Annotated in this window: 17 protein-coding genes; 9 read left to right on the plus strand and 8 right to left on the minus strand. The window is 64.5% G+C overall.

Features of this window, described 5'->3' with window-relative positions:
- Window positions 1-115 precede the first annotated feature (115 nt).
- The 7 genes from D3227_RS30225 to D3227_RS30260 form a co-directional block, all read right to left on the minus strand.
- A complete protein-coding gene (locus D3227_RS30225; protein ID WP_245451929.1) occupies window positions 116-634 on the minus strand; it encodes a cytochrome c in 519 nt (172 codons plus the stop codon).
- Window positions 635-660: 26 nt separating this feature from the next.
- Window positions 661-2181, minus strand: coding sequence for a multicopper oxidase family protein (locus D3227_RS30230; protein WP_120017873.1), 1521 nt, complete (start codon window positions 2179-2181; stop codon window positions 661-663).
- 523 nt (window positions 2182-2704) lie between these two features.
- Window positions 2705-4015, minus strand: coding sequence for an NAD(P)/FAD-dependent oxidoreductase (locus D3227_RS30240; RefSeq protein WP_120017875.1), 1311 nt, complete (start codon window positions 4013-4015; stop codon window positions 2705-2707).
- Window positions 4012-4995, minus strand: coding sequence for a branched-chain amino acid ABC transporter permease (locus D3227_RS30245; RefSeq protein WP_167480915.1), 984 nt, complete (start codon window positions 4993-4995; stop codon window positions 4012-4014). Before D3227_RS30245 ends, D3227_RS30240 begins: the two co-directional genes overlap by 4 nt.
- Window positions 4992-5900 (minus strand): branched-chain amino acid ABC transporter permease, encoded by a 909-nt coding sequence (locus D3227_RS30250; RefSeq protein ID WP_120017877.1) that lies wholly within the window; start codon window positions 5898-5900, stop codon window positions 4992-4994. Before D3227_RS30250 ends, D3227_RS30245 begins: the two co-directional genes overlap by 4 nt.
- Window positions 5897-6640 (minus strand): ABC transporter ATP-binding protein, encoded by a 744-nt coding sequence (locus D3227_RS30255; protein WP_120017878.1) that lies wholly within the window; start codon window positions 6638-6640, stop codon window positions 5897-5899. The genes D3227_RS30250 and D3227_RS30255 overlap by 4 nt, the downstream gene beginning before the upstream one ends.
- Window positions 6637-7434, minus strand: a complete 798-nt coding sequence (locus tag D3227_RS30260) for an ABC transporter ATP-binding protein (RefSeq protein ID WP_120017879.1) — start codon at window positions 7432-7434, stop codon at window positions 6637-6639. Before D3227_RS30260 ends, D3227_RS30255 begins: the two co-directional genes overlap by 4 nt.
- Before the next feature lie 123 nt (window positions 7435-7557).
- Between D3227_RS30260 and D3227_RS30265 the strand changes: the two genes are divergently transcribed.
- The 6 genes from D3227_RS30265 to D3227_RS30290 are packed head-to-tail and all read left to right on the plus strand — an operon-like array spanning window position 7558 to window position 11923.
- Complete coding sequence (locus tag D3227_RS30265) at window positions 7558-8286, plus strand: GntR family transcriptional regulator (RefSeq protein ID WP_120017891.1); 729 nt, start codon at window positions 7558-7560, stop codon at window positions 8284-8286.
- Window positions 8287-8294: 8 nt separating this feature from the next.
- Complete coding sequence (locus D3227_RS30270) at window positions 8295-8783, plus strand: DUF3830 family protein (RefSeq protein ID WP_120017880.1); 489 nt, start codon at window positions 8295-8297, stop codon at window positions 8781-8783.
- The gene (locus D3227_RS30275; protein WP_120017881.1) at window positions 8784-9137 is read left to right on the plus strand and encodes a TIGR04076 family protein; all 354 of its coding nucleotides are present in this window, start codon (window positions 8784-8786) and stop codon (window positions 9135-9137) included.
- The gene (locus D3227_RS30280; RefSeq protein WP_120017882.1) at window positions 9134-10189 is read left to right on the plus strand and encodes an aldo/keto reductase; all 1056 of its coding nucleotides are present in this window, start codon (window positions 9134-9136) and stop codon (window positions 10187-10189) included. Before D3227_RS30275 ends, D3227_RS30280 begins: the two co-directional genes overlap by 4 nt.
- Window positions 10186-10614, plus strand: coding sequence for a DUF4440 domain-containing protein (locus tag D3227_RS30285; RefSeq protein WP_120017883.1), 429 nt, complete (start codon window positions 10186-10188; stop codon window positions 10612-10614). Before D3227_RS30280 ends, D3227_RS30285 begins: the two co-directional genes overlap by 4 nt.
- 49 nt (window positions 10615-10663) lie before the next feature.
- Window positions 10664-11923 (plus strand): ABC transporter substrate-binding protein, encoded by a 1260-nt coding sequence (locus tag D3227_RS30290; protein WP_120017884.1) that lies wholly within the window; start codon window positions 10664-10666, stop codon window positions 11921-11923.
- 316 nt (window positions 11924-12239) lie between these two features.
- Here D3227_RS30290 and D3227_RS41870 read toward each other — a convergent pair whose 3' ends face one another.
- Window positions 12240-12599, minus strand: coding sequence for a hypothetical protein (locus D3227_RS41870; protein WP_167480914.1), 360 nt, complete (start codon window positions 12597-12599; stop codon window positions 12240-12242).
- Here D3227_RS41870 and D3227_RS44455 point away from each other — a divergent pair.
- From D3227_RS44455 to D3227_RS30305, 3 genes are all read left to right on the plus strand, one after another.
- A complete protein-coding gene (locus tag D3227_RS44455) occupies window positions 12516-12701 on the plus strand; it encodes a c-type cytochrome (protein WP_425374569.1) in 186 nt (61 codons plus the stop codon). The two genes, D3227_RS41870 and D3227_RS44455, sit on opposite strands and share 84 nt — an antisense overlap.
- 35 nt (window positions 12702-12736) lie before the next feature.
- Entirely contained in the window at window positions 12737-14071 is a 1335-nt protein-coding gene (locus D3227_RS30300) for a PQQ-dependent sugar dehydrogenase (RefSeq protein WP_120017886.1), read from the plus strand.
- 38 nt (window positions 14072-14109) lie between these two features.
- Window positions 14110-14971, plus strand: an 862-nt coding sequence (locus D3227_RS30305) for a complex I NDUFA9 subunit family protein (protein ID WP_147377717.1), incomplete at its 3' end; no start/stop codon positions are given.

A 14971-nucleotide genomic window follows, 5' to 3' on the forward strand; every position in this document is an offset into this window, starting at 1 on the left:
CAGCCGAGCCGTTAAGGGGAAGATGCTTTGGTCGCAGCGGTGAATTCGAGGTGCGCGTGGTCAGTTTCTCCTTCCATCGCGGCTTAGAGCCGGGCCGGTGCGATCGCGCCAATTCTCACTTCTTCTGCCGGAATTTAGAATGGCAGCTCGAACAGTCCTGCAAGATGAGATGCAACAGATGCTCCGCCGGCAGTTTGGTCGGATCGGCTTCCTCCGCATTCGGCCGCTTGCCGAGCAGGCTGCCGCCATCCATCGGCAAGCCTGCCCCCATCCGCATGTCGCCGCTGATTTCGGCCGGCGCCTTGTCGGCCTTGGCGGCGAGTGCTGCGGCGAGCCGGCCGATATGGCGAGCGAGCGCCTCGAATTCCGGCCGGGCCTGGTCAATCTCTACCTTGGCGCCGGACGGTGCGCCCACCGTGCCCTCGGGAAATTCGGTGATCAGGGCAGGGCCGGTGTGGGCGCTGAGCGCCGCGGCCGCCGCCCGGAAGCCGGCGGCGTCATAGGCGCGCTTGCCATCGAACATCTCGGCAACGGTTTTCGCCGCCGCCGCCATCTCCTTCATCGAGGCTTGACGCGCGGCGACGATGGCACTTTCCGCCCCGACAACCGGTGAGGCGAGCGCGAGCGCCAACACGGCCACTCCAGACGCCGCGCCGAACCTCATGCCTGCACGTCGAGGACGCCCATCATGCCGAGCTGCTCGTGCTCGAGGATGTGGCAATGATACATACGTGGCCCCGGCCGCTCCTGGCGCAGCAGGAGCCGCACCGTCTCGCCGCGCGCCACGTTCACGGTGTCCTTCCAGGCAAGGTAGCGCGGCTTCGAGACCGTACCGTCGCGCTCGTGCGCGATCACCTGGAACTGCGTGCCGTGGACGTGGAAGGGGTGGTCCATGTCGGCCTGGTTGACGATCTCCCAGAGTTCGGTCTCGCCGGCCTTGGTGACGATGTCGACGCGCGCCATGTCGAAGGCCCTGCCGTTGATCAGGAAACCCATCTCCATGCCGCTGGCATTCATCGCCATGGTCTCGGTGAAGACGAGGCGCCGGCTACGGGCCGGGGCCGGGAGCGGCGCGATCGGCCGCAGCCGCTCGGGCAGCGGCGGCAGCACTTCTGCCGGTGTCTGGGAGACATTGACCGTAAGCAACGTCAGTCCGGCATCGGCCGGGCGGCCTGGGCCCATCCAGCCGCGATCATAGGGCAGCGTCTTCAAGGTGGCGGGGCCGGGCCTGTCGAAGGCGACGACCAGCTCGATGCGCTCGCCCGGGCCGATCAGGATGTCTTCGGCCGCCACCGGCGCCTCGATCAGCCCGCCATCCGCGCCGATGATCGTCATCGGCGCGCCGTCGAAGGCGAGTTTCAGGAAGCGCGCATTGGTGGCGTTGTAGAGCCTGAGCCGCCGCCTGGCGCCCTCCGCCACCGAAAGCTGCGGGTTCTTCTGGCCGTTGACCAGCACATGGTCGCCTACACGGCCGTTCATCAGGTCGCTCATGGTGTTGCCGGGCATCGAGCCGTCGGCGGCCAGCCGAAGGTCGGTCAGCACTAGCACAGTATCGCCATATTCGGCCGGAACCGGATCGACTTTGGACTTGACCACGAAGGCGCCGGCGAGGCCGCGATAGACCTGTTCGGCCGTCTTGCCATGCGGGTGCGGGTGGTACCAGTAGGAGCCGGCGCTGCCTTCCGGCAGGACGAATGCGTAGATGCGGTCAGTGCCCGCTGCCACCGGGTCCATCGGGTTGCCGTCCTGGTCGGCAGGCACCGGCATGCCGTGCCAGTGGATGGTGCTGGCTTCCTCCCCGATGCGGTTGGCGAAGGTGATCTCGACACGGTCGCCCTCGAAGGCCTCGATCAGCGGGCCTGGGCTCTGGCCGTTATAGGCGAGGATCGGCGTGTCCTGTCCCTCGGCAAAACGCGCGACAGCAGGCTCGGCCGTCAGCCTCGCCTTGAACAGGCCAGGACGCCTGGCCTCGTTGGCCAACAGCGGCAGTTCGCGCAGCGCCGCGCCCTCGGGCAGCAAGGTCGTACCTTGCGACGTGGCGCCCATGTCATGGCCGGCGTGACCACTCATGCCCGGCATCGGGTCCATGCCGGACATGTCGTCCATCTTCATCTGCGCCAGCGCGCGCGGGCCCGCCAGAACCGTTGCCAGGCCTGCCGCCAGAAAACCGCGTCGATGCATTTTTCGCTCCTCGATGTCGATGGAAAGGCCCCGCCAAATGACCTTCCCCAACGCTAAGCGTTCCAGTTGCTGGAAGGTCAAGCGGGATCGACAGGACTTTGTGGAAATGGCGTGCGGTCAAGACCTCCATCAAAGGTACGAGGGCGAGGGTCAGCGCTGGATCGACCAAGCGGCGCGCAAGTCATCAGCTTGGGCGGTCTTGACACCGCAAGCGGTCAGGACGCGTTTGGTCGCGGCTACGAGCGCCGCATTGTCCCTGGCCGTCGCGCCGTCGGGCAGAGCAAAATTCCGCGGAGAACTTCATTGAAGTCGGCAGGCGACGCGAACCTTCTAGACGCTTCTCGAACGGCCAGTGTCGCCTTGCGGAAAAGCTACGACCGGCTCCGCTGACATCTCGACGGCCAACAACTTTCTGCGAAGCACTAAAGCTGTCAAGGGCCCAACCCCATGCGAATTCATTTGCAAAACCCGGACCCAACGGACGAGTTGCTTTGCGACCGATCCCCATCTGTCAATTTTGGGACTAATTTGGCCTGCCCTGCTCAAGCCGGTCGCGCAAAGTGCTCCAGGCGAGCAGCATGTTCGGTGCGTGCCGCATCAGGCCATGGAAGGGAATTGGCGAAGGCGGCGCGAACGGAAGTGGCAGATCGCTGAGTTCGGTCCCGCCAGCCCAATCCGCCAGCACCTTGCCCATGGCCGTCGTCATGGCGATGCCGCGGCCGTTGCAGGCAAAGCCGGCGATCAGGCCCGGCCCGAGATCAACGAGGCGCGGCAGGAAATCGGGCTCGACGGCAGCCATTCCCGACCAGCTGTATTCAAGCGGCGGGATTTCCGGGAGATCGAGGTGCCTGGCAAGCCGTTGGCGGATTGTGCGCGGCACCCGCGCGTCGGCGCCGGCTCCAAAAACATGCATGCCGCCGCTGATCAGCCTGTTTTCGCCGTCGAAGCGGAATGTAAAGAGATTGCGTCTGGTGTCGCCGACGCCTTGCCCGCCGGGTAGCAGGCGCGCGCGCACGTCGCGCGGCAGGGGCGCCGTCGCGATCTGGAAGACCTTCAGCGGAAAATAGGTTCGCTGCAGAGTCGGGTTCAGCGGTCCGCCATAGGCGTTGGTGGCAATCAGCACCTTTCCGGCGCGCACCGACCCTGAAGCCGTCCTCACCATCCAGCCGTCCGCGATGCGATCGATCGCGGTGACCAGCGAATGTTCGCAAATGAGCGCCCCGGCCTTCTCCGCCGCATCGGCCAGTCCGCGCGCGTACTCCACCGGATTGAGCACGCCGCCCGAGCGGTCCATCCAGCCGCCGGCATAGCCGCGAGCGCCCGTCAGGGCCTCGGTCTCCCGGCTGTCCAGCGCAACAGTCGGTCTGCCGCGGTCCGCCCATTGGCTGGCGCGCGATTTGACCTTTTCGAAAGCGGCCGGCGAATGCGCCGGCTGTATCCATCCGCTCCGCAAGGCGTCGCATTCGATGCCGTGTTGCTTGATCAGGCCGAAGACGAGGTCGGCACTGCCGGCGGCGAAATCGATCAGCCGTTCGCCACGCTCGGGTCCGAGATGGGCATTGATGTCGACCGGGTCCATCTTGGCGAAGTTCGGCACCACGAAGCCGGCATTGCGGCCGGTCGCGCCCCAGGCGATGATTTCGGCCTCGAGAACGGCGACTGAAAGCCCTCTCGCGGCGGCGTGTAACGCGGTCGAGAGGCCGGAAAAGCCACCGCCGACGATCGCAAGGTCGACGTCGAGGCTGCGTTGCAGTGCGGGCCGGTCGCGGCGATTGCGACTGGCGGCATGCCAGAGCGAAGCGCCATGCGCTTCCTGCCGGACCAAAGCATTCATGACCCGGGGCTGCTCTCGCCCGCGACAACCTTCGCCTGCTTTCCGAACCGCACATGCAACGGCCTGTCGCCGAACAGGCCGTTCGGCCTGAGCAGGAGGATGATGCACAGCATCACGCCGATGGCGACGATCTGCAGCGAGGCGGCGCGTGCCTGCTGTTCGGGTGGGAACAGCACGCTGGTCAACGTGCCCGACCCGACCCATATCGCCCAGACCAGGATGCTGCCGACGACGGCGCCCAGATTGCTGCCGGAGCCGCCGACGATTAGCATCACCCAAACCTGGAAGGTCAGGATCGGCAGGTAATTGTCCGGCGCGATGAAGCCGGTGAAGTGCGCCTGCAGCGCGCCGGCCAGCGCCATGATGGCGCCGCCGACGGCAAAAGCCTGGACACGGTAAAAGCGCGCGCTTTTGCCCAGCGAGATCGCCGCCCGCTCGTCTTCCCGCAGCGCCTTCAGCACCCGGCCCCACGGGCTGCGCGACAGGTGCTCCAAGGCAAGATAGGCGATCAGCGTGACCGCTGAGACAACGGCGAGGTTCGACAAGTTGAACAGCAGCGGCGTTTCGGCAAGGCTGCCAAATGGGCGCGGAATGAAGCCGATGCCGAACGGGCCGCCGGTCAGCTTCTGCGCGTTGAGCGCGACGAGTTGCACGATGACGGCGACGCCAAAGGTTGTGATCGCCAGATAGTCCGACTTGAGCCGCAGCGTGGCGATGCCGGTAAGCGCGGCAGCGACACCGCCGACGATCATGGCGCCGAGCCAGCCGATCAGAATTGGCAGGCCAAAGCCGCCAAGACGCGCGGCATCGTCGGGCGTGGTCAGCAGCGCTGAGGTGTAGGCGCCGATGGCGACGAAGCCGGCGAGCCCGACATTGAACAGCCCGGTCAGCCCCCATTGCAGATTGAGGCCGAGCGTGACCAGCGAAAAGATCAGCGCCGTGGTCAGGAAGAACGCGCCATAGCCGAGCAGATCCATCAGCGTTCCCTCACTCCGAAAAGTCCGATGGGCCGCACGAAAAGAACCGCCATCAGGATGATGAAGGAGACGGCCGCGCGCCATTCGGCGCCGATCAGTTGCACGGCGCCGGCTTCGGCGAGGCCGATGATCAGGCCGCCGAGAACGGCGCCGGGCACGCTGCCGATGCCACCCAGGATGGCGGCGGCAAACATCGGCAGCAGCATGTCGAAGCCCATGAACGGCCGGATCTGGATAAGGATGCCGATCATCACCCCGGCAATGCAGGCCAGCGCCCCGCCGATGATCCAGGTGAAGCGCACCACGCTGGCAACGTCTATGCCGACAATGCGAGCGAGCGCCGCATTCTGGCTCAACGCCTGCATCGAGCGGCCGGTCTGCGTGCGCGTCATCAGCAGATGCACGCCGAGAACGAGCACGGAGGTCAGCAGCAGCAGGGCGATCTGGTCCGGGGTGATGCGGATACCGAAGCCGACCGGCATGGCGATCTGGATGGCGCGGCTGAAATACGTCGGGCGCGAGGTGAAGACGAATTCGAGCAGGCTTCTGAGCGCCATCGAAGCACCAAAGCTCGCCATCACCACAATGATCGCTTGGCCCTTCGCCCGCAGCCGCGCGAACAGTACAAAGTCGAGCAGCAGCGCCAGAAGGCCGGTGAGGGCCACGCCGAGGATGAGCGCCACAATCAGCGGCCAGCCGAAGGACAGCGGTGCGATCGGCGCGATCTTTCCGAACATGGCGCCGATGGCGCCGACGACGGCCAGCGTCGCATAAGTGCCCCAGGCCATGAAGTCGCCATGCGCGAAGTTCGAAAAGCGCAAGATCGAATATGTCAGCGTCACGCCGATGGCGCCGAGGCCGATCATTGAGCCCGCCAGCAGTCCGTCGACGACAAATTGTAGGCTCATGCGGCGCCTCCTGTGCGCCGGGACCGCTGACCAAGATAGAGTTCGGCGACGACCGGATCGTTCCACAGTTCGGAGGCGATGCCTTCGTGCCGGTCCTTGCCCTCGACCAGCACATAGGCGCGATCGCCAATGGCAAGCGCTGCCTTAGCGTTTTGTTCGACCAAAAGGATTGTGACGCCGGATTTGCGGATGCCGGCCAGCATTTCGAACACCATCGCCACGAATTTCGGCGATAGGCCCGCCGACGGTTCGTCGAGCACCAGAACCTTCGGATGGACGATCAGTGCCCGGGCGACGGCAAGCATCTGCCGCTGCCCCCCCGACAGATTGCCGGCGGTGGTCCGGCGCTGGCGCACGAGGTCGGGGAAGGCCGCATACATCTCTTCGATGCGGGCAGGGATTTCACGCCGTTCGATGATGCCGCAGGCAACCTTGAGATTGTCCTCGACCGACATCAGCGGGAAGATGTTTTCGGTCTGCGGCACGAAGGCGAGGCCGAGGCGGACCATGGTGTGGGCGGGTGCAGCGGTAATATCCTTGCCGTCCAGCAGCACTGTGCCGCCGGTGATCGGGACCAGCCCGGCGATGGCCTTGATCAGGCTCGACTTGCCGGCGCCGTTGGGGCCGAGCACGACGACGATTTCGCCCTTGCCGACGGTGATCGAGGCGCCGCGCACGATCGGCACGCCGGGCTCATAGCCGGCTTCGAGGTCGCGGACTTCGACAACGGCCTCGCTCATGCCGCGCCTCCAAGATAGGCCCCGATGACGCGTGGATCGCGCGCCACCTCGTCCGCTGTGCCTTCGCACAGAAGCTGGCCGCTCGCCATGACCAGCACGCGGTGGCAGAGCCGTGTCACCATATCGATATTGTGCTCGATCAGCAGGAAGGTGATGCCGCGCGCGTTGATGTCGCGGATGCGGTCGATGATGACTTCGAGCAGGCTCGCATTGACGCCGGCGGCCGGCTCGTCGAGCAGGATGATCGCCGGATCGGCCATCATGACGCGGGAGAGCTCGAGCAGCTTGCGCTGGCCGCCGGACAGCACCCGCGCCGGTTCATGCGCAAGATGGGTAAGCGCGACCAGCTCGAGCAGCTCCAAGGCCTTTTTCTCGCCGGCCTTTTCTTCAGCGGCGACGCGGCGCGGCGCAAGGAAGTTGGCGAGCAACTTTTCTCCAGCCTGCCCCTGCGCGGCCAGCATGACGTTTTCGATCAGCGTCAGATTGGGCAGCGGCCGGGGAATCTGGAAGGTGCGGCCAAGACCGCGCTCGATGCGGCGGTGCGCCGCTTCGCCCGACACCTGGACGCCATTGAGAAAAATATCGCCGCTTGTCGGCAGGATGCTGCCGGCGAGGAGGTCGAACATTGTCGTCTTGCCGGCGCCGTTCGGCCCGATCAGGCCGAGGATCTCGCCCGGCCAGACGTCGAACGAGACATCGTTGACTGCCACGAGCCCGCCGAAACGCCTGACGACGTTCTTCGCCGCCAGAACAGCTGCACGAATCTCGTCCTGCCGTTCGATTGTCTCGCTCATGCATCCCTGGCCGAGCGGTCGCTGCCGCATTCTGATTTTTGATTTGTGATCACACTTGCGTTGATCACGCTAATCGGCTTTAATTTTCTCCGCAAGCCGAAAACGGGCCAGACCGGGAATGCCATGCAAAAGGCTGCCATCGAGCGGAACAACGAAACGATCGCAGCCCAGCTCACTCCGGTCGGCCGCGAGACCGTGCAGGATCGCGTCTATTCGGAATTGCGCCGGGCTTTGATCGGCGGCCTTTTCGAGCCGAGTCAGGTGCTGACCATCCGCGGCCTCGCCGACGCGCTGGTCACCTCCACCATGCCGGTGCGCGAGGCGCTCGGCCGGCTGATCACCGAAAAGGCGCTTGAAGCACTGCCCAACCGCTCCGTGCGCGTGCCGCCAATTACCCTGGAGCGCATCGACGATCTGCTGCGCGCCCGCTCGCTCATCGAGGGCGAAGCGATCGCGCTTGCCGCCACACGCATGGGCCCGCGCCAGATCGCCACTATTGAAGCCATGCTCGGCGAGTGGGACGAGATGCGGGCGCTGAAGCACAAGAAGGATATCGACCGCGAAGCCACACTCAACCAGAGCTTCCATTTCGAAATCTACCGCTGCTGCGGGTCGGCCGTGCTGATCCCGATGATCGAGAGCCTCTGGTTGCAATCCGGACCCTGCATCCGCGTCGCCATCTATGCCTTCTCGGAAGCCGGCGAGGTCGATACCGCCCACTATCACCGCCGCATCGTCGCAGCGCTTGCCAGGCAGGATGCGCAAGGAGCGCGCGAGGCGCTGGTGGCCGACATCAGCCGGCCCTTCGCCTTCCTGCGCGACAAGCTCCAGTCCGCTGCCGCGAAAGGCTGAGTGCCGATATGACGAAGCCCGCCATCAGGATCACCGAGCCGCGCTCAAAGCTTTCCGTGACGGCGCTGCTGCTGCCCGAGAAAGCGCCGGACAACGCCGCCTTCCTGCTGGCCTATCTCGACAAGCCGCGCCTCGTGGCCGGCATCCATGCGATGTGGACCGGTCCCGAAATCTCCTGTCCGGTTCCCGTTGCCGATCTTGAGGGCCAGGCCTATGCCCGGCCTTTGCCCGCGGAGAATGCGACGCTGACGCCGCAGCCGGGTGACATCGTGCTGTCCTACGTGCCGCCGCGCGTGTGGGCCGGAACGCCCAATGCGATCTTTGATATCGGCCTCTATTACGGGCCTGGCGCGCGCCTTCTGTTCCCGATCGGATGGCTGGCAGGCAGCGTCGTCGCCCAGGTGCTTCCCGACGAGCGCGAGCACCTGGCGGCCGCCTGCGGCGTCATCCGCCGCAACGGTGCCTGCGATGTCACGTTCAGCCTGGTGGAGGTCTGAGTGGCCGACGACGGTTTCGAACTTTTCGATCTCCGCGTCGAGGCGGTCGTCCCCGAGGGCAAGCCGATCTATTGCGGTGCCAGGGTTGGCGACTATTTCGAGCTCAAGGGCGAGATGCTGTCGATGCCGGCGGGGCAGGGCTTTTCGATCTATTCGATCGCGGCCGTGTTGCCGCTGCTGGCGGCCAAGCAGCGCCCAACCCACAAGAACGACTGGATGACGTCCGACGCCGAAATCGCCTGTCCCGATCCCAACTGCGGCAGCCGGCTGAGAATCGTCAGGACCGGCAAGCGGCGGTTCAGCCATGCCGAGACGACGGCAGTGCCGCTGCCGAAGGAGGATGACCGGAAATGACCGCTCAGACTTTCGAACTCGGCCAGAGCTACACGATCTCGCGCGTCATTCGCGGCGGCTGGCAGCTGGCAGGCGGGCACGGCGCCATCGACCGCGAACAGGCGGTGACGGATCTGATAGCCACCTTCGATGCCGGCATCCGGACCTATGATTGCGCCGATATCTACACCGGTGTCGAGGAGCTGATAGGGGCAGCGCGCCTGCGGCTGGCCAGCGAGCGCGGTCTCGACGCCGCCGCCAAGATGAAGGTGCACACCAAGCTGGTGCCGGATCTCGAAAGGCTTGCCAGCATCAGCCGCGACTATATCCGGGGCATCGTCGACCAGTCGCTGCGGCGGCTGAAGACCGACCGGCTCGATCTCGTGCAGTTCCATTGGTGGGACTATGCGCAACCTCGCTATGTCGATGCCATGGGCTGGCTGAACGAGCTTCGTCTCGAAGGCAAGGTGCGCAATATCGGCACCACCAATTTCGACACGCCACGCCTTGCCGAGATCCTGGCGGCCGGTGTGCCGCTGGTCAGCCAGCAGTTGCAATACTCCGTCCTCGATCAGCGGCCGGCCGGCAGCCTTGCCGCACTCGCCGCCCAGAACGGCATCAGTTTCCTCTGCTACGGTTCGGTGGCGGGCGGCTTCCTGAGCGACAAATGGCTTGGTGTCGCCGAGCCGCAGACGCCGCTCGAAAACCGCTCGCTGGTCAAATACAAGCTGATCATCGACGACTTCGGCGGCTGGGATCTTTTCCAGGCGCTGCTGGGCGCATTGAAGGCTGTCGGCGACCGCCATGGCGTCGACATCGCCACCGTCGCCAGTGCCTGGGTGCTCGAACAGCCGCACGTGGCGGCCGTCATTGTCGGCGCCCGCAACCAGGCGCATGCGCTTGCCAACGCCGGGATCATGGACGTTGCGCTCGACGCCGGCGACCGGGCGCGGATTGCCGCCGTCATCGCACAAAGCGGTGGCCCCCACGGCGACGTCTACACGCTGGAGCGCGACCGTCATGGCCGCCACGGTTCGATCATGCACTACAATTTGAACGCGGGCCGAATATGAGCGCACAATCTTCCCTGTTTTCACGCGCCAGTGCCGAGGTCGTCGATCTGCATCGCTTCTTCGTCGACTGGTTCGTCGAGGCGCGCGCCGGCAAAGTAGATTTCAGCCGCTTCGAAACCGTCATGGGCGAAGGCTTCAGCATGATCGCGCCGAGCGGCCAGATCCTCGATCGCGACGCGGTTATCGACCATGTCAGGGACAGCCGCGCCACCTGTGACGATGGCTTTGCCATCTCAATCGAGGACATCCGTCCCGGCTGGCAAACCGCCGATACGATCATCGTCCTCTACATCGAGGCGCAGCTGCGCGGCGGCAAGCACAGCCGCCGCCAGTCCAGCGCGGTATTCACCACCAGTTCATCGGCGCCCAACGGCGTCGAATGGCGACATCTGCATGAAACCTGGCTGCAGGTGCCGGAAGGCTGAACAGGCTCCAGAGACGAAATCAGAGTCGAGTAACGAAAGGGGAACAACAATGACAAAGACACTACTTCAAATCACCACCGCGCTCGCTTTGCTGACGGCAGTCGATGCAGCGCAGGCCGCCGACTGCAAGATCACCGTCGGCCTGGTCATGGAACTGACCGGTCCGGCCGGCGAATATGGCCAGGCCGGCGCCAAGTCGGTGGAGATGGCGTTCCGCGACATCAATGCCGCCGGCGGCGTGCGCGGCTGCGACCTCGCCACCGACACGCGCGACAGCCAGAGCCAGGGCAACATTGCGGTCGACGCCGCGACCCAGCTAGTGCAGGTCAAGAAGGTGCCGGTGATCATCGGCGGCATCATCTCCTCGGTGTCGATCCCGATCCTGACCTCGGTCACCGCGCCGGCAAAGATCGTCCAGGTCTCGCCTGCGTCCTCCTCGCCGACGCTGACAGCGCTCGGCCGCGACGGCAAGACCAACGGCATCTTCTTCCGCACCATCACCTCGGATGCGCTGCAGGGCGTCGCCGCCGCCAAATACGCCATCGACAAGGGCTTCAAGAAACTGTCGGTCATCCACGTCAACAACGATTTCGGCGTCAATATGGTGGCCGAATTCTCGCGCGCTTACAAAGCGCTCGGCGGCACAATCGTCTCCGACACGCCCTACAATGAAAAGCAGTCGAGCTATGCCTCTGAAGTCACCGCGGCCATGGCCGGCGAGCCGGACGGGCTCTATCTCGTCAGCACGCCCGTCGATGGCGCAACCGTCGCCCGAACCTGGATTTCGCAAGGCGGCGTGCAGAAGTTCCTGCTCAATGACGGCATGAACAGCCCGGACTTTATAGAATCCGTCGGCGCCGACTATCTCAAGGATGCCTATGGCACTTCGTCGGGCACCAGCCCGACCGCCTCCACCGACTATTTCATGAAGAACTACAAGGAGTTTTCCGGCATCGAGCCGTCGAATCCGGCGGCCGACCGGTCCTATGATGCCGGCGCCATCGTCGGCCTGGCCATCGCCATTGCCGGCTCCGAGGATCCGGCCAAGATCAAGGACGCGATGTACAAGGCCGTCGACCCGGCCGGCACGCCGATCTTTGCCGGCAAGGAAGAGTTCGCCAAGGCGCTCGGCCTGATCAAGGACGGCAAGCCGATCCGCTACGAAGGCGTCATCGGTCCGGTCGCCTTCGACAAATACGGCGACATCACCGGCCCGTTCCGCCTGTGGAAGATCGTCGACGGCAAGGTGACGACCGACGGCGAAATGACGACCGACGACGTCAACGCGCTGCAGGCCAAGTTGCAGTAGGCATGGAGATCTTACCCGGCGCTGATTCCATTCGAAGATCAGGATCGGCGCCGGACCGGCAATCTGGCGAGACGGGTTCGCGGGCACGGCAACATTCTTGGTTAGCGAGGAATGCGATGATCTCGTCGTCGATCGCCTCCATATCGGCTTCGCGAAACCTGTCCTGCGTGCCCGGCACGACAACGGTTTCATCCTGGTTTTTTCAGACGCCCAGCCGTTGGGGGTCGAGCGGCAGTGACTTTGGTCCGTCAGACGTAGCAATTTTCAAAGGATCTTGCTGGTCAGTTCTACAACGATCAGCGACCCCTCGGGCGACTCACCCTCCGGCAAATGCACCGCTCGCGAAACGAAACTCGCAGGTTGGCGGGGCTTCCACCAATCGCCATTTGCTGCCACGGCAGTCGATCCTGCACTCCTTTGCGATCTCGCGCGGCATTTTTCCGCTCTGCCTGCGCCGGTAGTGTCGACGCAACCGGATCCCGCTCTGATCGCTCGCGGCGAAGAGATCGCGCGGCGCGGTAATCCCGAGCGCGACGTTCCGGCATGCCTGGGTTGCCATGGCCGTCCAGACCGCAACCCTATCTTTCCGCAATTGTCCGGACTGCCCGCCCAATACATTGCGACTCGACTCGCGCTCTTCCGGGCGCAAAGGCGCGGCGGCACCCGCTTCGCCCATCTGATGCACAACGCCGCAAAAAACCTCTCGGACAAGGATATCGCCGCACTGGCTTCCTATTTTGGCCAGATTCCGCGTCCCGCCGCAACCGCAATGCCCTGATTGCGTTACGTCACCAATCTCTGCGGGAACATCCTATGCGAAAAATTCTGGGTGTTTTGCTCGTCCTTGCCGCCATCGTCGTGATCGCGGGCGCGGGCGTGTTCTTCTTCTCACGCGAGGAGGCGAGCGTCCCGATCGAGCAAACCTACGGTCCGACCCCGACGCTCGCCGAACCCAATCCGACGTGGCTACCCACGGTTCACGTTGCCGAGGCGACGCCTTGGCCTCAAGGCACGATGCCGAGAGCCGCCCAAGGCTTTTCCGTCAACGAATTCGCCGGCGGCCTCGACCATCCACGCTGGCTGCATGTGCTTCCCAATGGCGACGTGCTGGTAGCCGAAAGCAACGCGCCGCCAAAACCTGACGAAGGTTTCTCGATACGTGGCTGGTTCATGGACCTGTTCCAGAGCCAGGCCGGCGCCGAGGTGAAGAGCGCCAACCGCATCTCGCTGTTGCGCGATCGGGATGGCGACGGCGTGGCCGAGACCAAGACAGCTTTCCTCGGCGGCCTCTTTTCGCCATTCGGCATGACGTTGCTCGACGGCAAGCTCTATGTCGCCAATGCCGATGCGATCGTTGCCTTCCCCTATCGGGACGGCGCCACCGAGATCGCCGCCCCAGCCGAGAAGATCGTCGACCTTCCGGCCGGCCGCAATCACCACTGGACCAAGGACGTCGTCGCCAGACAGGACGGAACGAAGCTCTATGCCACCGTGGGCTCCAACTCCAATGTCGGCGAAAACGGCATGGAGGAGGAAGAAGGCCGCGCCGCCGTGCACGAGATCGACCTCACGACGCGGCAGATGCGGATCTTTGCGTCGGGCCTGCGCAACCCGAACGGTCTCTCCTGGAACCCCGAGCGCGGGGAGCTTTGGGTGGTCGTCAACGAGCGGGACGAGATCGGCAGTGACCTCGTTCCCGACTACATGACATCCGTCAAGGATGGCGCTTTCTACGGCTGGCCCTACAGCTATTTCGGCCAACACATCGATGTCAGGGCGCAGCCGCCGCGGCCAGACCTCGTCGAGAAGGCGATTGTTCCCGACTACGCGCTCGGGCCGCACACCGGGTCACTCGGACTCACCTTCAACACCGCCGACCTATTCGGCCCGCAAATGAAGAATGGCGCCTTTATCGGTCAGCACGGTTCATGGAACCGCATGCCGCGAAGCGGCTACAAGGTGGTCTTCGTGCCGTTTGCCGACGGCAAGCCGTCGGGGCCGCCACAAGACGTGCTCACCGGATTTCTGAGCAACGATGACAAGGCGCTCGGCCGTCCGGTCGGCGTGGCCATCGACCGAACTGGCGCGTTGCTGATCGCAGATGATGTGGGGAACAAGATTTGGCGGATGGGCCCGGCGGCCGACTAGGCCGGCGCCTTGCGGCGGGCGCCCGAAAGGGATTGCTCATGGATCGAAGTGACGGCAGCGCTGAACGGATCGTCACCGTTTTCGGCGGAACAGGGTTTCTCGGCCGCAGGCTCGTGCAAAGTCTCCTGGAGAAGGCGTTTCGGGTGCGCGCCGTATCCCGCCATCCGCATCGCACGAAACCGAAGGCGGCCACGACCGCGCCCAAGATGCCCGAACCTGTCGAGGCCGATATATTGGATGCTTCTTCCATCGGATTGGCCGTCACCGGATCATATGCCGTCGTGAATGCGACCAGCCTTTATGTCGAACAGGGAGATGCGACGTTCGAACGCGTGCACGTGAAGGCAGCCGCAGACTTAGCCCGTGCGGCGCGCAGAGCTGGAGTGGAAAAGTTCGTTCAGATTTCGGGGATCGGCTCCGATCCGCGATCGGACTCGACATACATAAGGGCACGGGGGCAGGGGGAGGGAGCGGTACGGAATGCGTTCCCGGGGGCGCTCGTCGTTCGGTCGGCTGTCATGGTCGGGCCCGACGATGCCTTCCTCACGACGCTGATGCGGCTGGTCCGGCTCCTGCCGGTCTATCCGTTGTTCGGAGATGGCGCGACACGGCTTCAGCCCGTCTATGTCGGGGACGTCGCCGAAGCGGTAAGCCGGCTGATTGACAGAAGTAACGAAAAGCCGGCGACCTTTGAGTTCGGCGGCCCCCGCGTCCTGAGTTACAAGGAACTGGTCTGGGAAATCGCCCGAAGACTGGGCACGCGCCCGATGCTGGTGCCGATGCCATTTGCGGTGTGGAATTCCATCGCTGCTGTGGCTGAGTTCGTTCCGGGCGCACTGATCCAGCGCAACCAGGTCGACCTCATGCGCGTCGACAACGTGGCGGCGATCGACCTGCCTG

The organism is Mesorhizobium waimense, assembly GCF_003601975.1.
GTDB classification, from domain to species: domain Bacteria; phylum Pseudomonadota; class Alphaproteobacteria; order Rhizobiales; family Rhizobiaceae; genus Mesorhizobium; species Mesorhizobium waimense.